Source organism: Rhodococcus sp. Leaf225 (assembly GCF_001426145.1).
Lineage (GTDB): Bacteria > Actinomycetota > Actinomycetes > Mycobacteriales > Mycobacteriaceae > Rhodococcoides.
Genome location: NZ_LMRN01000007.1, coordinates 95,617 through 116,575, shown reverse-complemented (window position 1 = coordinate 116,575; position 20,959 = coordinate 95,617). Strand labels below are relative to the sequence as shown.

The 20,959-nt window shown below is 68.5% G+C and carries 23 protein-coding genes; 15 read left to right on the top strand and 8 right to left on the bottom strand.

What is annotated here, in order from left to right; genetic code table 11:
• Nucleotides 1–3: 3 nt before the first annotated feature.
• The gene (gene pruA, locus ASG69_RS00660) at nt 4–1,641 is read right to left on the bottom strand and encodes an L-glutamate gamma-semialdehyde dehydrogenase (RefSeq protein ID WP_056446617.1); all 1,638 of its coding nucleotides are present in this window, start codon (nt 1,639–1,641) and stop codon (nt 4–6) included.
• Nucleotides 1,642–1,781: 140 nt separating this feature from the next.
• On the opposite strand from pruA, the gene ASG69_RS00655 reads away from it, so the two are divergent.
• Nucleotides 1,782–3,464, top strand: coding sequence for a PucR family transcriptional regulator (locus ASG69_RS00655; protein ID WP_056447482.1), 1,683 nt, complete (start codon nt 1,782–1,784; stop codon nt 3,462–3,464).
• Here ASG69_RS00655 and ASG69_RS00650 read toward each other — a convergent pair.
• Nucleotides 3,449–4,081, bottom strand: coding sequence for a DUF2461 domain-containing protein (locus ASG69_RS00650; protein WP_056446613.1), 633 nt, complete (start codon nt 4,079–4,081; stop codon nt 3,449–3,451). The two genes, ASG69_RS00655 and ASG69_RS00650, sit on opposite strands and share 16 nt — an antisense overlap.
• 66 nt (nt 4,082–4,147) lie before the next feature.
• The gene (locus ASG69_RS00645) at nt 4,148–5,284 is read right to left on the bottom strand and encodes an acyl-CoA dehydrogenase family protein (RefSeq protein WP_056446610.1); all 1,137 of its coding nucleotides are present in this window, start codon (nt 5,282–5,284) and stop codon (nt 4,148–4,150) included.
• Between the two features lie 106 nt (nt 5,285–5,390).
• On the opposite strand from ASG69_RS00645, the gene ASG69_RS00640 reads away from it, so the two are divergent.
• From ASG69_RS00640 to ASG69_RS00590, 11 genes are all read left to right on the top strand, one after another.
• The gene (locus tag ASG69_RS00640) at nt 5,391–5,963 is read left to right on the top strand and encodes a TetR/AcrR family transcriptional regulator (RefSeq protein ID WP_056447480.1); all 573 of its coding nucleotides are present in this window, start codon (nt 5,391–5,393) and stop codon (nt 5,961–5,963) included.
• A gap of 75 nt (nt 5,964–6,038) precedes the next feature.
• On the top strand, nt 6,039–6,515 hold the full coding sequence (locus tag ASG69_RS00635; protein ID WP_027504343.1) for a VOC family protein: 477 nt from the start codon (nt 6,039–6,041) through the stop codon (nt 6,513–6,515).
• Nucleotides 6,516–6,558: 43 nt separating this feature from the next.
• Nucleotides 6,559–7,236: a hypothetical protein gene (locus tag ASG69_RS00630; RefSeq protein ID WP_056446606.1), complete on the top strand. Its 678-nt coding sequence runs from the start codon at nt 6,559–6,561 to the stop codon at nt 7,234–7,236.
• Nucleotides 7,237–7,488: 252 nt separating this feature from the next.
• Nucleotides 7,489–8,103, top strand: coding sequence for an FAS1-like dehydratase domain-containing protein (locus ASG69_RS00625; RefSeq protein WP_051612996.1), 615 nt, complete (start codon nt 7,489–7,491; stop codon nt 8,101–8,103).
• A 128-nt stretch (nt 8,104–8,231) separates the two neighbouring features.
• Nucleotides 8,232–8,792, top strand: coding sequence for a pentapeptide repeat-containing protein (locus ASG69_RS00620; RefSeq protein ID WP_231476201.1), 561 nt, complete (start codon nt 8,232–8,234; stop codon nt 8,790–8,792).
• Nucleotides 8,793–9,081: 289 nt separating this feature from the next.
• Nucleotides 9,082–9,291, top strand: a complete 210-nt coding sequence (locus ASG69_RS00615) for a dodecin (protein ID WP_027504346.1) — start codon at nt 9,082–9,084, stop codon at nt 9,289–9,291.
• 83 nt (nt 9,292–9,374) lie between these two features.
• The gene (locus ASG69_RS00610) at nt 9,375–10,436 is read left to right on the top strand and encodes a hypothetical protein (protein WP_056446603.1); all 1,062 of its coding nucleotides are present in this window, start codon (nt 9,375–9,377) and stop codon (nt 10,434–10,436) included.
• 99 nt (nt 10,437–10,535) lie between these two features.
• Nucleotides 10,536–11,606: an amidohydrolase family protein gene (locus ASG69_RS00605; protein WP_056446600.1), complete on the top strand. Its 1,071-nt coding sequence runs from the start codon at nt 10,536–10,538 to the stop codon at nt 11,604–11,606.
• Between the two features lie 28 nt (nt 11,607–11,634).
• Nucleotides 11,635–12,696 carry a threonine aldolase family protein gene (locus tag ASG69_RS00600; protein ID WP_056446597.1) on the top strand — a complete coding sequence of 354 codons (1,062 nt, stop codon included), beginning with the start codon at nt 11,635–11,637 and terminating at the stop codon, nt 12,694–12,696.
• Nucleotides 12,697–12,714: 18 nt separating this feature from the next.
• The gene (locus tag ASG69_RS00595) at nt 12,715–13,068 is read left to right on the top strand and encodes a TetR/AcrR family transcriptional regulator (RefSeq protein WP_056446594.1); all 354 of its coding nucleotides are present in this window, start codon (nt 12,715–12,717) and stop codon (nt 13,066–13,068) included.
• The gene (locus ASG69_RS00590; RefSeq protein WP_056446591.1) at nt 13,065–13,418 is read left to right on the top strand and encodes a hypothetical protein; all 354 of its coding nucleotides are present in this window, start codon (nt 13,065–13,067) and stop codon (nt 13,416–13,418) included. Before ASG69_RS00595 ends, ASG69_RS00590 begins: the two co-directional genes overlap by 4 nt.
• A gap of 3 nt (nt 13,419–13,421) precedes the next feature.
• On the opposite strand, the gene ASG69_RS00585 is transcribed toward ASG69_RS00590, so the two are convergent.
• The 4 genes from ASG69_RS00585 to ASG69_RS00570 form a co-directional block, all read right to left on the bottom strand.
• Nucleotides 13,422–14,408, bottom strand: coding sequence for a 2-hydroxyacid dehydrogenase (locus tag ASG69_RS00585; RefSeq protein WP_056446588.1), 987 nt, complete (start codon nt 14,406–14,408; stop codon nt 13,422–13,424).
• A complete protein-coding gene (locus ASG69_RS00580; protein WP_082544576.1) occupies nt 14,405–15,601 on the bottom strand; it encodes a CaiB/BaiF CoA transferase family protein in 1,197 nt (398 codons plus the stop codon). The genes ASG69_RS00585 and ASG69_RS00580 overlap by 4 nt, the downstream gene beginning before the upstream one ends.
• A 13-nt stretch (nt 15,602–15,614) precedes the next feature.
• Nucleotides 15,615–16,136, bottom strand: coding sequence for a MarR family winged helix-turn-helix transcriptional regulator (locus ASG69_RS00575; RefSeq protein ID WP_056446583.1), 522 nt, complete (start codon nt 16,134–16,136; stop codon nt 15,615–15,617).
• Nucleotides 16,137–16,419: 283 nt separating this feature from the next.
• Nucleotides 16,420–17,424 (bottom strand): iron-siderophore ABC transporter substrate-binding protein, encoded by a 1,005-nt coding sequence (locus ASG69_RS00570; RefSeq protein WP_056446579.1) that lies wholly within the window; start codon nt 17,422–17,424, stop codon nt 16,420–16,422.
• A gap of 152 nt (nt 17,425–17,576) precedes the next feature.
• Here ASG69_RS00570 and ASG69_RS00565 point away from each other — a divergent pair, with 152 nt between their 5' ends.
• From ASG69_RS00565 to ASG69_RS00555, 3 genes are read left to right on the top strand one after another with little or no spacing between them, the layout of a single operon-like run.
• Nucleotides 17,577–17,870, top strand: coding sequence for a chorismate mutase (locus tag ASG69_RS00565; protein WP_037184031.1), 294 nt, complete (start codon nt 17,577–17,579; stop codon nt 17,868–17,870).
• A 24-nt stretch (nt 17,871–17,894) separates the two neighbouring features.
• Nucleotides 17,895–18,227 carry a DMT family transporter gene (locus tag ASG69_RS00560; RefSeq protein ID WP_056446576.1) on the top strand — a complete coding sequence of 111 codons (333 nt, stop codon included), beginning with the start codon at nt 17,895–17,897 and terminating at the stop codon, nt 18,225–18,227.
• A complete protein-coding gene (locus ASG69_RS00555) occupies nt 18,227–18,553 on the top strand; it encodes a DMT family transporter (protein ID WP_027504356.1) in 327 nt (108 codons plus the stop codon). The genes ASG69_RS00560 and ASG69_RS00555 overlap by 1 nt, the downstream gene beginning before the upstream one ends.
• A gap of 13 nt (nt 18,554–18,566) precedes the next feature.
• On the opposite strand, the gene ASG69_RS00550 is transcribed toward ASG69_RS00555, so the two are convergent.
• The gene (locus ASG69_RS00550) at nt 18,567–20,921 is read right to left on the bottom strand and encodes a transketolase-like TK C-terminal-containing protein (protein ID WP_056446573.1); all 2,355 of its coding nucleotides are present in this window, start codon (nt 20,919–20,921) and stop codon (nt 18,567–18,569) included.
• Between the last annotated feature and the right edge of the window lie 38 nt (nt 20,922–20,959).

The following is a 20,959-nucleotide window of genomic DNA, read 5'->3' as shown; positions in this document are numbered from 1 at the left end:
CGGTCAGACTCCCTGGTGCGGGTAGGTGTGGTCCACGGCCGGCACGAAAGTCTCCTTGATGGTGCGCGCGGAGGCCCACCGGAGCAGGTTCTGCGGTGATCCGGCCTTGTCGTTGGTGCCCGACGCGCGAGCACCGCCGAACGGCTGCTGTCCGACGACGGCGCCGGTCGGCTTGTCGTTGACGTAGAAGTTGCCGGCGGCGAAGCGCAGGGCCTCGGTGGCCTGCGTGACGGCGGCGCGATCGTCGGCGATGATCGATCCGGTCAGGGCGTACTTCGACCCGCTGTCGACCATGGCGAGCGTGTTCTCGAACGCATCGGGCTTCGAGTCGTCGTAGACGTGCACGGCGAGGATCGGGCCGAAGTACTCGGTGTGGAACGCCTCGTCGCCCGCGTCGTCACCGAGCAGGATCGTCGGGTCCACGAAGTAGCCGACGGAATCGTCGCAGGTGCCGCCGGCGGCGATGGTGATGCCCGGGGTGGACTTCGCGCGCTCGAGTGCAGCCGCGTTGCGGTCGAAGGCCTTCCGGTCGATGACCGCCCCACCGAAGTTCGACAGATCGGTGACGTCGCCGTAACGCAGCGACGACGCGGTGTCGACGAGCTTGTCCCCCATCCTCTTCCACACCGACGACGGCACGAAGGCCCTCGACGCCGCGGAGCACTTCTGACCCTGGAAGTCGAAGGCACCGCGGATCAGCGCCGTGGTGAGCACGTCCGGGTCGGCGGAACTGTGGGCGACGACGAAGTCCTTGCCACCGGTCTCACCGACCAGTCGCGGGTAGGTGTCGTAGCCGGCGATGTTCTCGCCCACCTCGCGCCACAGCCGCTGGAACGTCGGTGTGGAGCCGGTGAAGTGGATGCCGGCGAGACGACGATCGGCGAGTGCGACCTCGGAGACGAGGGGTCCGTCACCGAGCACGAGGTTGATGACGCCGGGGGGCAGTCCGGCGGCCTCGAGAAGCTGCATCGTCAGGTACGCGGCGACGGCCTGGGTGGGCGACGGCTTCCACAGCACGGTGTTGCCCATGAGCGCCGGCGCCGTGGGGAGGTTTCCCGCGATGGCGGTGAAGTTGAACGGGGTGATGGCGTAGACGAAGCCCTCGAGGGGGCGGTATTCGACGCGGTTCCAGACGCCGGGCGCGGAGATCGGTTGTTCGGCCATGATCTGTCGGGCGAACGAGACGTTGAAGCGCCAGAAGTCGATCAGCTCGCAGGGTGCGTCGATCTCGGCCTGGTACGCGCTCTTCGACTGCCCCAGCATGGTGGCAGCCGCGATGGTCTCGCGCCACGGCCCGGCGAGGAGATCGGCGGCGCGGAGGAAGACTGCGGCGCGCTCGTCGAAGGGCAGCGATCGCCACGCAGGTGCGGCGGCGGTCGCCGCGTCGATGGCGTCGCGCACGTCCTGGTGGGTGGCATTCGCGAACGATCCGATGACGGACGCGTGCCGATGCGGTTGCACGACGTGCTCGCGTGGGCCCGTCGCGTCGCGGTGGACTCCACCGATGACCTGGGTGATCTCGGTGGGCGTGGCGGCGAGTCGATCCAGATGGTGCGTGAGCCGCGCTCGCTCGGCGCTGCCGGGTGCGTACGTGTGCACCGGCTCGTTCAGGGGGGTGGGTACTGCGGTGACGGCGTCCATGTCGGTCCTCGGTGTCGGGTCTTCGTGCCGGGTCGGTGGGTTCAGCCAAGCGGACGCGGCATCCTCGATATTCGGCCCAGCGTCCAAAGAAACACACCGACCCCTGTCCGATCGGATGAAGGACACCTAGAGTGCACGGCATGACCCGCACCTCGTCGACCCTCGACTCGATCGTGCGTGCGCTGCACTCCGCCTTCGTCGAGGTGCTCGTGGCACCGGCAGGGTCGGACGTGCCGATCGGGTCGGTGACGCTCGTCGACGCCGACGATCTGGCCGCCGAGCTCTACACGACCGCCGCCGCGGCGGACCTCTATCTGCTGGCGGGTGTGCGGGAAGCGGACGCCGTTGCGTGGTTCGACGACCTGGCGACGCGGAGCAGCGACCTTCGACCCACCGCGGTGATGTCGAAGATCGCCGCCTCGTCCTCGCTGATGCAGCACGCGGCTCGCACGGCCGGCGTCGCTCTCGTCGCGGTGCACACGCAGACCCGCTGGGACCGCCTCCTGTCGATGGTGCGCGGCGTGCTCGACCATTCCTCGCCGTCGATCACCACACCTCCACCGTCGTCCGCGGAACCGTCCGAACTGGCGGGACTGGTGGGCGCGGACACCGATCTCTTCGGGCTGGCGCACACCGTCGCGGTGCTCACGCGCGGGATGGTGAGCATCGAGGACCAGCGGTCGCACGTGTTGGCGTACTCGGCGTCGGACGATCAGGCGGACGAGCTGCGGACCCTGTCCATTCTCGGACGAGAAGGCCCCGCGGAGTATCTCCGGCGACTCGAGCAGTGGGGTGTCTACGACGCGGTCCGCCGTTCCGACGAGGTCGTCGAGGTGCCGGCGCACTCCGATCTGGGTATCCGACGGCGACTGGTCGCCGGCATCAGAACGACTGCCACCCAGGATGGTTCGGGCACACCACGACTGGTCGGCACGCTGTGGATCCAGGAAGGTCGTCGCCGGCTCACCGACGATGCTCCGAGCGTGCTGCAGGGCGCGGCCGCGGTGGCGGCACGGTTGATCACGCGCATCCTCGAGGCACCCACTAACGAGGCGGTGCAGATCCAGCGACTGCTCGGCGCTCGTGGCGGTGGGGTCGACGTGCCCTCACTCGCCGCGGCGCTGTCCATCCCGACGGACGGGCCGGCGGCGGTGATCGGTCTCGCCGCGGTGGACGGCGCCGCGCCCGATGCCCCCTCGTCGGCCACGATGGCCGATCTGTCCGGCGCGATCCGACTGCACGCCAGTTCCTTTCACCGACTGTCCCTGGTCACCACTCTCGGCGACCGCATCTACGTCCTCGTTCCACGGACCCGCGCGGAGGCCTCGGTGCCGTCGTGGACTCGCCGGTTGCTCGAGGGCATCGAGGGACGCACGGGGATCCGGTTGCGGGCCGCGGTGGCATCGCCGGTGGCCGCCCTGTCCGAGGTCGCCGCCGCTCGCCGCGAGGTCGATCGCGTCCTGGACGGGACCGCCGGAGCAGACGACAGGGTGACCACACTCGCCGATTCGCGGACGTCCGTGCTGCTCGGTGAGATCGTCGATCTGCTCCTCGCGCACCCCTCGCTGCACGATCCGCGCATGGCGGCGCTCGTCGAGTACGACGCACGCACGTCCTCGTCGCTACGCGAGAGCATCGCGACGTATCTGCGGCACCCGTCCGACGTGCGCCGGGCCGCGGCCGACCTGCACGTGCACCCGAACACGTTGCGCTATCGGGTCCGACGGGCCGAGGAGATCACCGGGACGGACCTGTCGGATCCCGCCGCGCGACTGCTGATGGAACTCCAGTTGGCCGTGCTGGCACGTCAGGCCAGTACCTGACGGCACCATTCGAGAAGTGGTGTGAGATCACGCCAGGCGCCACGGATGTGATCGGCGCACTCTGCTGTGTCGAGCCACGGCGGGCAGCCGAAGGACCGTCCTGCCGTCAGGGACTTGTGGCGCAGCAGATCGATGCGGGGATGATCCGCGTCGTAGCCGCGCGGCGAGGTCTTCAGCCGGTCACCGCCGCGGTCGTAGCCGCGGCTCTCGAGATCGGCCACGATTCGCGCGAGCTCCGACCCGCGGACCTCGTCGTCGACGACGGCGCGGAACTGGGCGATGGAGTCGGACGTGGACGCGTAGAACCCGCCGGCGACCATGAGGCCGGAGGCGTCGACCTGCACGTACCACCCCGTGGACGGGGCCACCTGCACGTAGGCACCCTGGTGCGTCTTGTACGGCACCTTGTCCTTGGAGAAGCGGACGTCGCGGTGCGGCCGGAAGAGCTTGGCCGTCCCGAACTCCTCGGCCAGTAACTCCGTGAGCGCGGTCATGGGCGCGCGGACCGATTCGTCGTAGACGTGCTTGTGTTCGGCCCACCAGGTCTTGCTGTTGTCGACCTCGAGATCCTCGTAGAAATCGAGGGCGGCCTCCGGGATTCCGGTGAACGAGCTCATAGCGGGAGGCTATCGCCCCGTGCGCCCTGTGCGTACCGCTGGATGCGCATAGTGCGCACGGGGGGGTCAGGCCAGCGACCGGCTGATCACCAGACGCTGGATCTGGTTGGTGCCCTCGAAGATCTGCGTGATCTTGGCGTCGCGCATGTACCGCTCGACCCGGAAGTCTCGGGTGTACCCGTAGCCTCCGAACACCTGCACGCCGTCGGTCGTCACCTTCATCGCCGCGTCCGTCGCCACGAGCTTGGCCACGGAGGCCTGACGTGAGAACGGCAGTCCGGCATCCTTGCGGCGTGCCGCGTCGATGTACGTCGCCCGGGCCGAGTCCACCGCCGCTGCCATGTCGGCCAGCACGAACCCGAGCCCTTGATGATCGATGATCTTGCGGCCGAACGTCGTTCGCTCCTGCGCATAGGCCACGGCATCGTCGAGCGCGGCCTGGGCGATGCCGACGGCGACGGCGGCGATGCCCAGCCTCCCGGCGTCGAGGGCACTGAACGCGATGCCGAGCCCCTGCCCCTCCTCGCCGATGCGGCGATCGGCCGACAGCACCGCGCCGTCGTAGTGGGCGGCCGTCGTGGGTATCGCGTGCAGCCCCATCTTCTCCTCCGGAGCTCCGAAGGAGAGCCCCTCTAGGTCGGCGGGCACGAGGAAGCAGGAGATGCCCCGCGAGCCCTCGCCTGTGCGCGCGAAGAGCGTGTAGAAGTCCGCCTTGCCGCCGTGCGTGATCCAGGCCTTCGACCCGGTGACGGTGTACCCGGCCGGACCGGCCACGGCCTTGCAGGAGAGGGCGGCCGCGTCGCTGCCGGCCTGTGGCTCCGAGAGGCTGTAGGCGCCGATCGTGCGCCCACCGAGCATGTCCGGCAACCACCGCGACTTCTGGTCCTCCGACCCGAAGGACATCAGCGGGTGGCACGAGAGCCCGTGCACGCTCACGGCGACGGCCACCGCGGCCCAGCGCGACGCCAGTTCCTCGAGCACCTGCAGATAGACCTCGTAGGACTGACCGCCGCCGCCCCACTCCTCCGGATACGGCAGGCTGAGCAGCCCCGCCTCGCCGAGCGTGGCGAAGACGCCGTCGGGATAGGTCTCGGCCTTCTCGTGTTCGTCGACGATGGGGTCGAGGACCTTGTCCGCGATGTCGCGGGTCAACTGGAGAAGGTCACGTGCGTCGTCGTTCGGCAGCAGTCGTTCGACAGCCATGGGTCCTCGTCTCGGTCGCGGATCGGATGAGGCGGCACCAGTACTGCAGCGGGCACCTCAGTACTACGACAGTACTGCATGGCGTTCTGCAGTACTGTCGCTCACCATGACAGCAGCTCACGCGACGGCGCGGCGCGCGCAGCTCTTCGATTCCGTGGTGGCCCTGTTCCTGGCCGAAGGCTTCGCGCACCTCACTCTCGACGACATCGCCGCCCGCCTTCGGTGCTCGAAGAGCACGCTGTACACCCTCGCCGCGAGCAAGGACGACCTCGTCCGCTCCGCCGCGGTGCACTTCTTCACCTCGGCAGCGGTCCGCGTGGACGCGGCCTCCGACGCCGCGACGGGCACCCGCGAGCGCCTCGCGGCGTATCTGGGCGCGGTCGGTGAAGCACTCGCGCCGGCGTCGGAACGGTTCATGACCGACCTCGCCGACTTCGAGCCGTCGAGGCTCGTCTACGAACGCAACACCGCCATCGCGGCCGAGCGAGTCCGCGGCATCATCGACGACGGGGTCCGCGCCGGCGACGTGCGGGACGTCCACGCCGCGTTCGTCGCCGACGTCGCCGCGTCGGTGATGGTCTCGATCCAGAGCCGTGCCCTCGCCCGTCGCACGGGTCTGGACGACGCCGCCGCCTACCGGGAGCTGGCCACACTGCTGACTGCCGGCATCGCGCGATGACTTTCGCCGTCGACCGGAGTCGACACGGCTGACGGGTCGAGTTCGCTCCGCCATCCGAAGACGAAGGACCTCACGATGCAGAAGATCACCCCCACACTGTGGTTCGACGACCGGGCCGAGGAGGCCGCGGAGTTCTACCTCTCGACGTTCGGCACGGGAGCGATACTGAACGTCAGCCGCTACGGGGACGGTGGACCCGGCGCCCCGGGCCGCGCGATGATGGTCGACTTCGAGCTCTTCGGTCAGCGATTCAACGCCCTGAACGGGGGGCCACAGTTCCCGTTCACCGAAGCGATCTCCATGGCTGTCAGCTGCGACGGGCAGGAAGAGGTCGACCGCTACTGGAACGCGCTCACGTCCGACGGTGGATCCGAGGGCCGGTGCGCCTGGTGCAAGGACAAGTTCGGGGTCTCCTGGCAGATCGTCCCGGTCCAGCTGATGCAGCTGATGAGCACCCCGGATCCGGCGGCGTCCCAGCGCGTCGTGCAGGCCATGCTGTCGATGTCGAAGATCGTGGTCGCCGACCTGCAGAAGGCCCACGACGGAGCCTGAGCGGCGACGTTTCCTCACGTCACACACCGGGCAATCCCCGAGCGTGAACGAGACGTCGATGCCCGTGCGCGCGCTCGCCCTGCCGTTCGGGCTGGGGTCGGCGCTGCGCCACGCCAAGCTGTTCCATCCCCACGGGAAGGTTCTGACGGGCACACTGCGCCGTACCGCCGAGGGCGACGCCGGACTGCCTGTGGGCACGTGCGAGGTGACGGTGCGCCTGTCCACCGCGCTCGGGCTGCCCCGACGGGTTCCCGACGTCGCGGGTCTCGCGTTGCGTCTCCCGCCGACCGACCGGGCCGACGGTGCCTGGGACATCCTCCTTGCCAGCGCCGGGCGGGAGGTCGTGACGCGGTGCGTTCCGCTCCCGGTGCTCGCGTTCGAGACGGCCTCCTTCTCGACGCTGATGCCGCTGCAGTTCGAGGGTGGTCAGTGGTGGGTCCGCGCGCGGGCCGTCGCCGCGCCGCCGCTGCCCACCCTGGACTCCATCGTCGACGCTGTACGTGCGAGGCCGCTGGTCTTCGAGTTCGAGCAGGCCGAGGGCACCGGGGCGTACGCCCCGCTGGCCGAACTGATGCTCGGCTCGGTCGACCAGTCCGGTGGCGACCTGTCGTTCGACCCGATCCGGCGCACTCCCGACAGTGTCCGGCCCGGTCCGGAATGGCTGCGGTCCCTCAGGGCGAGGGCCTACCTCGACAGTCGACGCGGCCGGTCCGACACCTGACCGGAATGCGACCGACTCAGGTTCCCTGACCGATCTCGCGCCCACACCCCACTCAGCGCGCCACACCCCTGTCGACACGCGGCACAGGGTGTGCCCCTCACGAAACCCGTGCACGCCGGCGGCGACCACGCACCCGCGCACCCGACCGACGGGGTTCGACTGCCGCATTTGTGGATATTCACACGCGAAGTAGGATTTGTTCACATACGCGTGTGCCGATGGGGGTGGGCGCGTCCCAGGGGAAGGCTCCACGTGACCAGCAATTCGGTGACCGACGACTCCGTGACAGGTGCTCACGAGACTCGCCCGCTCGTTCCGCACGAGCCCGATCACCGGTTCGAACGCAGCTCCCGCCTGGTCGGACACGCCTACGTCATCCCCGACTACTACGAGGTCGGCCGCGAGAAGATCCGCGAACTCTCCCGCGCCATCCAGAACGAACATCCGGCGCACCACAAGGAGGCCGCTGCGGCCGAGTTGGGATACGAGGGACTCGTCGCGCCCGCGACCTTCGTGAGCGTCGTCGGATCCATCGCCATCGACTATCTCTTCGCGCACATCCTCGTGGAGTACGAGATCACGGCAGTCATGCAGACCGATCAAAGCTTCGTTCTGCATCGCCCGGTCATGCAGGGAGATCAGCTGGTGTCCACTCTCCAGGTGCTGTCGATCCGCCAGTTCGCGGGCAACGACATCCTGGTGGTCCAGAACCATCTGACGTCGCACGGCGAGGACGTGTGCACCAGCACCACGACGTTCATCGCCCGGACCGATGCCGACGTGGACCCGCGAGCGGCGGCTCTCGTCGACGCCGTGCTCCCCGCCAGCGTGCCGCGGATGGGCCCCACCGCCCGCCCGACCGCCTGACCGCCTGCATTCCGACCGACCCCGGCCTTCCCGCCACACCCCGACCGGCCTCCGGCCCTCCCGCTAGAGTCCCCCGTGTGGAGGACGAATTCGCCGACCGGTCGTTCGAGGACGAGAACTACAACGAGATCGACGCACACGGCCAGCGGTGGGACAGGCGTTCGTACACGTCCTGCAGCTTCATCGACGCGGACCTCGGCGGTCTGACCACCCACGGTGTCGTCTTCACCGACTGCGACTTCTCCGGCGTGGATCTGACGGACTCGACGCACATCGGGTCGGCCTTCCGCAACTGCGAGTTCCGGCGGAGCCGGTTGTGGCACAGCACCTTCCGCAGCACATCGTTTCTCGGTTCCGCCATCGCGGACTCGCGCATCACGCCCGCGGTCTTCGACGAGGTCGATCTCATGCTCACCTCGCTCGGCGGTCTCGACCTCCGCGGACTCGACCTCACCGGGGCGCGCCTGCGTGACGCCAACCTCGTCGGGACCGATCTCCGCAAGGCCACGCTGCGCGGTGTCGACTTCGGCGGTGCCCGCACCTCCGGGCTCCGGTTGAACGATGCGGATCTGCGGGGCAGCATCGCCGATGCCACGTTCTGGACGTCGGCCGTGCTCGACGGAGCTCGCATCGACACGGTCCAGGCACTCGCCTACGTGCACGCGCACGGTCTCACCGTCTCGGACTGAGTAGATCCGACCTCCGCCCGACTCCGAATAGAAGACGGAAACGGCCTCCCCGCCCGCGTGGTCCGTGCGGGAAGGCCGTTCCATCGGCAGGCTGTGGTCTCAACCTCACCGGGCGTCCACGCCGACGCACGCGCCGCCGCTGCCGCCGCACGTCTTCTACCCGAGCCACCCACTTCCGAAACGGACACAGGTGCTCGACCGCGTCGAACCGCGATGATCGGAACCCTGGACCGGACGACACCCGAGGACGCACGATGACGGGGAACTGTCACCGAGTGAAGGGCACACCATGAGCGACAACGTCTACCGCGTCACCGAGATCGTCGGAACCTCGACGGAGGGTGTAGACGACGCCATCCGCAAGGCCATCTCCCGTGCGAGCAGCACACTGCGGGAGCTCGACTGGTTCGAGGTCACCGAGACCCGCGGACACATCGAGAACGGCGCTGTCGCGCACTTCCAGGTGACGCTGAAGGTCGGCTTCAAGCTCGACGACTGAGCGATCGGGCGGGCGACGACTCGGCGGGAACGCGGCGGCCCCCGTGCCCGTTTCCGATCGAGCACGACGGGTAGCCGACCAGGATGCCCGTCGTCAGAGTCGCGTCCGATCCCGGCTTCGCCGCCGCCGTCGCCGACTCCGTCGCGGCCGATCTCGACGGATCGGCCACGCGCGACGGCGACGTGCTCACCGTCGACCAGGTCGCGATCCCGTTGCCACCGGTACAGAGCGGCAGCCCCGACCTGGACACCTGGGCGTCCCTGCTCGGCCATACCGGGGGCAGCGAGGACATCCTCACCGTGTGCGTGTCCGAAATACCGCGGCGCGTGCGGTCCCGCCCCGTACTCGCCGAGATCGTCGGGCCGTCGATGGTGGTCGTCTACGTTCCGTCGTTCGGGACCCACCGAGTCGCGCCGCGGGCGCGCGCCGTCACGCTGGCCGCGCTGGAAGCGCTACGCGACGCCACCGGTGTCGACAGGCCCGATCCCGCCACGGGTCTCGCGCACTGGTCCACCGTCTCCGGCCACGACGCCCTGGTGGCGCCCGCCCTGGCGGGACGAGCGCGAGTGGTCGCGGGCATGATCCGCACCAACCGACCGTGGCGGCTGATACCGACACTGTCGGGCGCACTGGCCGCGGCGACCGCGACGTCCGCGTTCGGCCTCTTCTACTCGAGCATCTGGCAGATGGCGGCGTCGATGTCGATCATGCGCCTGACGGCGGTGTCCGCCACCGCCCTGTTGGCCGTGACGGCCTGGCTCATCTTTCCGAACGGATTGTGGGAGAGGCACACTCGGCGAGCGCGAGCGATCGACCGCACGATGTACAACCTCGCCACCCTCGGCACGGTCGCCGCCGGAGTCGTCACCATGTACGCGGTCCTGTTCCTGGTGGTCGGCGCAGCAGCCGCAGTGGTGATCTCTCCGTCGTTCCTGTCCGAACAGATCGGGCGGTCGGCGAACGTCTCCGACTACGTGCGCCTGGCGTGGCTCTCGGCATCGCTGGGCACCGTGGCGGGTGCAGTCGGCAGCACCGTGGCCGACCAGGAGCAGATTCTCGGGGCGACGTTCGGACACCGCGAGGTCTTGCGTCGACGCGCGGCGGCCGGCCGACTGGACGACACACGGGACCACGTCGACTCGTGACCCGTCCCGAAGTTCCGATCGAATCATCAGCACTGGCATCCGACCCTGTTATGTTGCCGCGGAGCCGAGGGGACGGCGTCGAGACACGGGGGAACCACGATGGCGACACGACGACAAGCTCTGCAGACACTGATCGGCGGAGGCATGCTCGGCGCGGGCCTGCTCGCGGCCACAGGGCCGACGGCCTCGGCCGCGCCCGTGGGTGCCTATCGAGTGGACCTGCACGCGCACATGATCCCGCCGATGTATCGGGAGGCCGTGCTGCGCGCCGGGCTTCTCGCTCCGGGCGGCCTACCGCTGCCCGCGTGGTCGCCGGAGTCCGCTCTCGCGTTCATGGACGAATTCGGCATCGCGGCCCAGGTGCTCTCGATCTCCGACCCCGGAGTGCGGTTCGTGCGCGGCCTCGAGGCGGTGCGCCTCGCGCGCTCCTGCAACGACTACGCGGCCGACCAGGTTCGACTGCATCCCACTCGTTTCGGCTCCCTGGTCACCGTGCCACTTCCGGACGTGCCGGCGTCCCTCGCCGAGATCGCGTACGGCCTGGACGTGCTGGGAATGGACGGGGTGGCACTGCTGTCGTCGTACGACGGCATCTACCTCGGCGACCCACGCTTCGAGCCGATCATGGCGTTGCTCGACGCGCGGTCCGCCCTCGTCTTCGTGCACCCCGGCGAGCTCCCCGCGGGTTCGGCTCCCCCACTGCCGCTTCCGAGCTTCCTCCTCGAGTTCCCGTTCGAGACCACACGGACCGCGGTCGAGATGATCGCGGCCGGCACCCTCGACCGGTATCCGAACATCCGCTTCGTCCTCGCTCACGCGGGCGGTTGCCTGCCGTACCTCGCCACGCGGCTGAATGCGCCCCGCGCCGTCGCACCGGATCAGATCCCGTCCGTGTCGCTGCTCGGCCTCGAGGGTGCACTGCGACGCTTCCATTACGACACCGCACTGTCCGCCTCGGCGTCGTCGCTGCGATCGGTGCTCGAAGTGACCGACGTCGACCACATCGTCTTCGGAACCGACTGGCCCTTCAGCGGACTCACCTACTCCGCCTCGGACACGGACGACCCGGCCCCCGGCCTGTCCGACGTGTTCGACGGCGACGGCCGGGCACGGGTGGAACGCGCCAATCCCCTCGCGCTGCTCCCTCGGCTGGCGGCGGAGCTGCGGTAGCCGGTCGAGGTTCTGCCACCATGGGGGTATGGCCACGAGCACCACTGCCCCACTCACCGGATATCTCAGCGACAACGCCGCGGGCACCGCCCCGGAGATCCTCGCGGCCATGGCGGAGGCATCGACCGGGCTCGCAGCCCCGTACGGCAACGATCCGACGTCCGCTCGTCTCACGACGCTGATGGCCGACGTCTTCGAGCGTCCCGTCGACGTGTTCGTCGTCGGAACCGGTTCGGCGGCCAACGGACTGGCGCTGGCCGCGTGTACACCGCCGTGGGGCAGCATCCTCACTCATCCCGACGGCCACATCACCAACGACGAGGCCGGCGCTCCGGAGTTCTTCACCGACGGCGCCAAGATCGTCCTCGTGGACGGCCCCCGTTCGACGATGGATCCCACCGCACTGCGCGCCGCGGTCGTGCGACGACGCGGCGACGTCCACAGTGTCCAGCCGTCGGTGGTGAGCCTCACGCAGGTCACCGAGACGGGCAGCGTCCACACCCTCGACGAGGTGCGTGAGGTGTCGACCATCGCGCACGATGCCGGACTCCGCGTGCACATGGACGGCGCCCGGTTCGCCAACGCGCTCGTGGCCCTCGAGTGCACGCCGGCCGAGATGACCTGGCGAGCAGGCGTGGACATCCTGTCCTTCGGCGCGACGAAGAACGGCACGATGACCGCCGAGGCCATCGTGTCGTTCGATCCCTCGTTGTCCACCGAACTGGCGTTCCGACACAAGCGCGGTGGCCAGCTGACGTCCAAGATGCGGTTCCAGAGCGCGCAACTGGTCGCGTACCTGGAGAACGACCTCTGGATGCGTCATGCGCGGAACGCCAACGCGATGGCCGCGCGGCTCCGAGACGGGCTCCGACAGATCGGGGGCATCGAGGTCGTGGGCGACGCGTCGGCGAACATGTCCTACTTCCGCTTCCCCGCTGCTCTGACACAGGCACTGCACGACCGCGGATTCACGTTCTACGACGACCGGTGGGAGCCGGGGGTCGTGCGTCTCGTGACGTCGTTCGCGCACACTGCGCGCGACGTGGACGCGTTCGTCGATGCCGTGCGGGCGCTCGCCATTATTGACTGATCAGTCTAGAATGGGTGCATGCCGAGACCGCGCGAGTTCGACACGGACACTGTGCTCGCGGCCGCCGTCGACACGTTCGTCCGTCACGGTTACACCGGCGCGTCCATCGATCAGATCCTCGACGCCGTCGGCATCCGACGGGCGAGCCTCTACAACGCGTTCGGAAGCAAGCGCGGACTGTTCCTCACCGCACTGCGCTCGACGCACTCCACGATGCCTCTGCTTCTCGTCGCTCTCATGGATCTGGCCCCCTCCGATCCCTCGGTGAGGCAGGAGATCCGCGAGAAGTTGGTTGCCGAGAACATCGACGCACGGGCACTGGGCGACGCGATACTCACGCGCGCCTGCATCGAGAGAAAGGGCACAGCATGAACACCGTGACCATCGTCGACGGCCGACTGGTCGTCGAACCACGCGGCCTCGACAAGCTCTGGAGCTTCACGCGCCGACTCGACATTCCGCTGTCCGAGGTGAAGGGCGCCACCGTCGACACCGGTGTACGGCGTGAGCCCAGGGGCATCAGGGCTCCGGGCCTCTCGATACCGGGAAAGTACGCCGGCACCTTCCATCGTGACGGCGAGAAAGTGTTCTGGAACGTCGGGGACCCGGTGCGCAACATCGTGATCGAGCTCGACGGCACCGGACGGTTCGATCGACTCGTCCTGACGGTGGACGATCCGACCCGAACGGAGAACGCGGTCAACGCCGCACTCGCGACCTAGTTCTCACAGGTCCGCCCATGCCTCCGGATTGACGGCGTGGGGCGGCATCGTGCCGGCGGCCATCGCGACGGCGTTCTCCGCGCACAGACGCGCCATCTCGCTCCGCACCGACACCGTCGCGCTCCCGACGTGCGGCAGCAGCACGGTGTTGGCCAGCTCCGACAGGCCGGGTGCCGTGGCCGGTTCGTCCTCGTAGACGTCGAGCCCCGCACCGGCGATCACGCCGTCCCGCAACGCCTCCACCAGAGCGGACTCGTCGACCACCGGCCCGCGCGCGGTGTTCACCAGAATCGCGGAGGTCTTCATCGCGCCGAGAACCCGAGCATCGACGAGGTGGTACGTCGCCTCGGTCAGCGGAACGTGCAGGGACAGGAAGTCGCTCGTCGCCACCAACTCGTCCCACGAGACGTGCTCGACGCGACCGCCGAACTCGTCGAGCTCCGCATCGTCGACGGGCCTGTCGGACGGGGGCCGTGGGCAGAACCGCACCGTCATACCGAATCCGAGAGCGCGCCGCGCCGTCGCGCGAGCGATGCGCCCGAATCCGGCCAGTCCCAGCACCCGTCCGGACACGTCCGTGCCGAGCATCAGGTCCGGTGCCCATCCGGTGAACTCACCGGCGCGCACCGTCCGGTCCGCCTCGAGCGCCCGACGCGCTGTGGCCAGCATCAGCAGGAGAGCGATGTCCGCCGTGGAGTCCGTCAGGACGCCCGGAGTGTTCCCGACGACGATGCCTCGGGCGGTGGCGGCGCCGACGTCGATGTTGTCGACACCCACCGCGTAGTTGGAGATCCCACGCAGGCGCGCACCGGCGAGCAGTGCGCTGTCGAACCGGTCCCGGAGCTGGGCCACCACCACGTCGTAGTCGCCGGAGGCGCATCGCTCCGCCAGCGCGACGTGATCGAGCGCGATAACGTCGACGTCGGCGGCGCGGCGCAGAATCTCCATACCCGGTTCGGGAATCGGCAGGGTGACCAGAATCCGTGTCATGCGTCGTGCTCGCTCTCGGTGCGTCCCAACAGTTCCTGCAGTACTTCGGCGGTGTGCTCGCCGAGGTCCGGTCCGAGCGATCGGATGGGAACGGACGCGTCGCCGATGACGGGCACCACACCGACGAAACCCACGTCCACCGGAGTCTCACCACCGACGTCCACGGGGAACGTCTGAATCATGTTGCGCGCTCGATACTGTGGATCCCGCACGATGTCGGCGGCCGTGTAGATGGGCCCCGACGGCACACCAGCCCGATCGAGCACCGCCAACGCCTCGTCGCGGGAGTGCAGCATGGTCCAGGCGGAGATGGCCGCGTCCAGTTCGTCCCGACGTCGCCAGCGGCCGGCGTTGGCGGACAGCTCGGGATCCGCGCCGAGATCCGGCCGGCCGATCGTCTCCATGTAGCGCTGGAAGATGGCGTCGCCGTTGCCGGCGATGATGATCGAGTGACCGTCGTTGCACGGGTACGCATTCGAGGGCGCGATGCCTTCCATCCGCCCACCGGTGCGCTCGCGTTCCACTCCGTAGGCGAGGTAGTCCGGTACCAGCGATTCCATCATCGACAGAATCGACTCGTTGAGCGCGACGTCGATCGAGCGTTGCTCGAGCGAGAGCTCGCTCGACGCGGTCTGGCGTCGGAACAGAGCCATGACACACCCGAAGGCGGCGTAGAGGCCGGCGATGGAGTCACCGATCGACACTCCGACGCGAACCGGTGGTCGGTCGGGGTCGCCGACGAGGTTGCGAAATCCCCCGTAGGCCTCGGCGACGGCGGCAAATCCGGGACGCTCGGCCATCGGACCGGTCTGCCCGAAAGCGGAGATGCGGGTGATGATGAGATCGGGGTTCCTCTCGCTCAACCGCTCCGGCGAGAGTCCCCATTTCTCGAGAGTGCCGGGCCGAAAGTTCTCGAGCACGATGTCGCACTGCGCGGCGAGATCCAGCACGTCCTGCCGCCCCTGCTCGGTGCGCAGATCGAGCACGATCGACTTCTTGTTGCGGTTGATCGTCCGGTACAACATCGACGTGGTACCGGAATAGAGACGCCAGTTCCGGATCTCGTCGCCGGTGCCGGGTCGCTCGACCTTGATCACCTCCGCGCCGAAGTCCGCGAGCATGCGTCCCGCGGTCGGCGCGGCGATGTAGTTGCCGAGCTCCAGCACTCGAACGCCGGTCAGCGGTAGCGACATGGGGTCCTCTCCGTCAGTCCCGGTCGTCCGGGCGCACGTCCTGCTCGGGATACCGGTCCATCAGCATCCTGTGGACCGCCGGGTTCGCACCCTCGAGCACCCGGCCCGCGAGTCGCCCGAGCTCGAGTGCGTCCTCACGACCGAGGCGGTCGACGACCAGTTCTCGCACCTGCGCGACGTGACCGGGAGCCGCGCGACGAACGATCTCCATGCCCTCGTCGGTCAACGTCACCGCGGTCTGCCCACCGGGGCCTCCGCGTGGCCCCCGTTCGACCCACCCCCGCGACTCCATACGCGTGAGTGCGTGGGAGACCCGAGAGAGTGATCCTGCGGCGAAGGCAGCGATCTCACTCGTCGGCGAACTCCGACCAGGCGACTCGGACAGACCGGCCAGAAGCATGTATTCGAAGTGGTTGACCCCCGCGTCGTTCTTCAACTGCGAGTTCAGTACAGCGGGGAGCGCCTCGAGGAGGCCTGCGACCGCGAGCCACGCGCGTACCTCGTCGGGTCGCAGCCACTCGACGTCGTCGTTCACGCACCCAGCCTAGGTGTCGTGAACCTTCGCTACCCTCACTTGAAGGTTCAACTCGACGACACCACAGAGTGTTGAACCTTCACTACATCGGCAGAACGGCACCAATGCAGATCGGGATCGGCAACTTCGTGTCGGCCGTCGTCGAGTACGACACCGGCCACCGCGTCACCGCTCGCGAGCGGGTGGCGCATCTCTTGGACGGACCATGCTGCGGGGCATCGAGTTGCTCGGCACCGAGGTCGCGCCGCTGGTGAAGGCACGCGTGAGCGATCGCCTCCGAGCATCACGACCGGAGCGCCTCCGCCAGCATGGGCACCACGGTGTCGAGTGCGTACTGCAGCGAGAGCGCCGAGTTGGTGGAGTAGGACTTCGCCACCGCCGGGTCGTCGAACACGATCGCATGCCCCTGCGCCACGGCCGGGATGCTGCGGAACAGCGGGTTCTGCTCGATGTCCTGCGCAGTCTTGCCGATCGGAAACATGACGACGAGATCCGCGTCGAGCAGACCCAGCTGCTCGTCCGCGATCGGTACGGAGAACCGCACCGGGGTCATCGATGCGATGGTCGGGTTCTGCCGGAACCCGAGCCGCATCAGGAACTGCACCCGCTCGCTGTCCTCTATGTAGGCGCCGTAGCCGGTTCCGCTGAGGGCGCCCACCGTCACGGTCTTCTCTGCGAACTCCGGATGGTCCGCAGCGGCCGTGCGGAAGCCGTCGTCCAGCCCGGCGATCAGCTCGGCGCCCTTCTCGGGCACACCGAGCGCCGCGGCCACCATGGTGACCTGATCCTCGTAGGACGTCGTGTAGTTCTCCGCACCCTCCGGGATGCCGACGGTCGGCGCGATGGCCGCCAGCCGGTCGTGCCGGCCGACGTCGCCCGAGCTCTTGGTGTCGAGGATCAGATCCGGCTCGAGTGCCGCCACGTCTTCGTAGGACGGTTCCAGGGTTCCGATGATCTCGGGTGGTGTGTCGTAGAGACCCTCCGCCCACGGACCGACGCCCTCTCCGCCGAAGTCGAGCCAGTCGCTGGCACCGACCGGCTGGACCCCGAGGGCCAATGCCGTCTCCGCGTCCCCCCACCCCAGCGCCACGACGCGCGTCGGCGCCGACTCGAGGTCGACGGCGCCGAACGCGGTGTCGACCGTCGCTGGATAGACGCCGCCGGCCGCCGTCTGCGCCGCGTCGCGGCCGTCCTCGGTGGCGGCCGACGAGCACGACACGGTGAGGGCCACCGTCGCGACGAGTACAGGGATCAGTCGCCTCACGGGCGCACACACGGTGAGAAACATTGCGTTAGCCTAACCTAACCTGACGCCCACGAGCGCACTGCGATCCAGCTCACAATCTGCATCACCCCAGGTGAGACCCGTTCTCGACTGGTCGCCGAAAAATATCTCGGCAGATCGGTAATGAAATTCGGGATGGGCGCGATTCAGTAGACATGAGCATTGCAACCGACTTCGCCACCGCAGACGTCACGCGCAACCACGGTGCCGACACCGCCCACGACATCGACTCCATGCACGACGAGATCGAGCGTCTCGACGCCCAGATCCTGGCCGCAGTGGCACGACGCACCGAGCTCACTCGCACTGTCGGCATGATGGAGCCCCGCTCGGCCGCATCGTCCGCACGCGAGATGTCGGTGCTCCAGCACTTCGGTGATCTCGGCCGCGAGGGCCGCACCCTCGGCATGCTCCTCCTGCGCATGGGCCGCGGACAGATCGCTCGCTAGTCCCGCCCGCGGTAGAACTACCGCATGGTGTGGTTCGTTCTGGCGGCGGCCGTGGTGGCCGAAGTGTCCGCCACCCTGTCGCTCAAAGGTTCCGAGACCCGTCCCGTCCTCTACGTCGTGGTGATCATCGGTTATCTGCTGGCCTTCGTCGGACTCGCGTCCGTACTGCGCCGCGGTATGGCCCTCGGTGTCGCCTACGGTATCTGGGGAGCAAGCGGTGTCGCTCTCACCGCCCTTCTCGCGTCAGCGCTCTTCGGTGAACCGCTGACCATCGTGATGGGTCTCGGAATCGGACTGGTCATCGTCGGTGTACTCCTCGTCGAGACCGGGTCCCACCCCGCAGAGCGGGAACCGTGATGCAGTACCTCTTCCTCCTCGGCGCCATCCTCCTCGAGGTGTCGGCCACGCTGTCGCTCCGCGTGGCGGCCACCGGACGCCCCGCGTTCTACGGGGTCGTCGCTCTCGGCTATCTCCTCGCGTTCGTCGCCCTGCTCGGTGCGCTCCGTTCGGGTCTGGCCCTGGGAGTGGCCTACGGCATCTGGGCCGCGTGCGGAGTCGCCCTCACCGCCGTGGCCTCCCGGTACCTCTTTCGAGAACCCCTGACCCGCCGCATGCTCGGCGGGATCGCATGCATCGTCGTCGGCGTCCTGCTCATCGAACTCGGTGCCGCGGCCGCTCGATGAACCTGCCGAGCAGTCAGTGACCGGTGACGTCGAGTGCGGCCCGGACGATCGAGTCGGTGTCGATCTGATGGTGGCGGTACACCTCGTCGAGTGCGCCGACCTGACCGAACTCACTCACCCCGAGAGACGTGGACGGCACCCGGTTCACCGTCGCCAGGAACGCGAGCGTGTGGGGATGACCGTCGAGGACCGTCACCATCGGCGTCGCCCGCTCTGCCGGCAGCAGATGATCGAGAATCCACGACTCCGCCTCGAGATGCCCCTGCCGTGCCTGCACCGCCCGATACAGCTCCCCCGGACTCGTGACGCACAGGACGTCGGCAGCGAGCCCGATCTGTTCGAGCCGCTCCGCCGCGGCGAGGGCCTCGGTGACCATCGCGCCCATCGCCGCGATGGTCACCACCGCACCGTCCCGCCGCACCAGCGGGTATCCCCCGGCGACCACCTGCCGCCGTCGGCGCTCCCGCGCCGCCGGATCCGCCGGAACGTTCGCCAGCGACTGATCGACCGGCCTGGTCGACAGGCGCAGATACGCCGACGTGCCGCCCGGGCGCCCCAACCGTCCGATCGCCGCCAGCAGCGTCCACTCGACGTCGATCGCGAACGCCGGTTCCCAGCTCACGCACCCGGGCTGCTCCAGACCGATCGACGGGGTCTTGATCGACTGGTGCGCACCACCTTCCGCCGCCAGGGTCACTCCCGAGGGGGTGCCGACGAGGATGGACTGTCCGCCTGCGTAGATGCCGTACGACCACGGCTCGAGCGCGCGCTCGACGAACGGGTCGTACATGACTCCGATCGGGAACAGCGGCTCTCCCCACCGGCTCCACGTCGCACCGAGCTCGCCCATCAGTCCGACGAGGTTGGTCTCGGCGATGCCCAGTTCCATGTGTTGCCCCGTGGGGCTCTCGCGCCAGTGCATGATCGTCTCGGCGTCGTCACCGAACCAATCGTGGCGTTCCGAGGACGACCAGACGCCGACCTTGTTCACCCAGCCGCCGAGGTTGGTGGTGGAGCTGACGTCGGGACTGACGGTGACGACCCGCCGCGCGGCGTCCGGAGCCGCTCTGGTGAGGTCGAGCAGGACGCGACCGAGCGCGGCCTGTGTCGTCGCCGTTCCCTTGGGCGTGCGCCCGATGTCGGTGGGCACCGAGGGAGGCTCGGCCGTGTGTATCGGTTCCCGGCGCAGCCGGTCCGCGGTGTCCGCGCACACCCGCCCGGCCGGACTGTCGTCCGAGAATCGTGCCCAGGGCGCGTCGGGGTCGGTGCCCAGCGAGCCGGCGAGTGCGGCGTACTCCTCGACCGTCAGCAACGACGAGTGATTCTGCGGATGACCCTGCGTCGGCAACCCGAAGCCCTTGACGGTGTACGCGATGATCACGGTGGGACGGGTGTCGTCGATACGGGCGAACGCGGCGCGCAGTGCGGCGAGGTCGTGTCCGCCCAGGTTGCGGACGGCCTCCGTCAGAGCGGCATCGTCCAGATCGGCGACGAGGGCACGAATCCGTTCGGCACCGGGCCCGGCGCCGGGCAGTCGGGTGCGCAGTTCGTCCGCCGTGCAGCGCAGGAGGCGTTGGTACTCCGGGTTGGGCATGTCGACGATGCGTTCGCGCAGGGCCTCGCCGCCGGGACGGGCGAACAATGCGTCGAGAAGGGTGCCGAACGAGACCGTGACGACCTGCCAGCCGGCGGCGTCGAACATCTTCTCCAGCCGCCGCGCAGCGAAGTTCGGCACCACTCGATCCAGCGATTGGCGGTTCAGGTCGACGATCCACACGATCTCGCCGAGGTCGGCGATTCCCGGGTCGATCACCGCTTCCCACACCGCGCCCTCGTCCAGTTCGGCGTCGCCGACGAGCGAGTACTGCCGCCCCCGGAATCCGGTCGCTGTCCGGGCGTCGTCGTGCGCGTCACCGAAGGCGGCGTCGACGTAGCGGCGCGACATCGCACCCCAGATCGGTGCGGTCGCTCCGATTCCCACGGACCCGGTGGAGTAGTCGACGGTGTCGGGGTCCTTGGCACGCGAGGGGTAGGACTGCAGACCGCCGTAGGACCGCAGCGTCGTCAGGTACTTCTCGTCCAACTCACCGAGGAGGTAGTTGATCGCGTGCAGCACCGGAGACGCGTGCGGCTTGACCGACACCCGGTCCCCGGGCTGCAACTGTTCGAACCACAGGGAGGTCATGATCGACACCATCGACGCGCACGAGGCTTGATGGCCTCCGACTTTGAGTCCGCTGGGGTTGGGCCGAATCCGATTGGCGTGGTGGATCATCGAGGTCGACAGCCACAACACACGCTGTGCGATCTCCTCCAGGGTCTCCACCGTCTGTGGCGCTCGATCATCGACATGCTCGTTGCTGGTCATGGCGCTTCCCCCTCAGGACGTCATCTCCGGCTCGATGC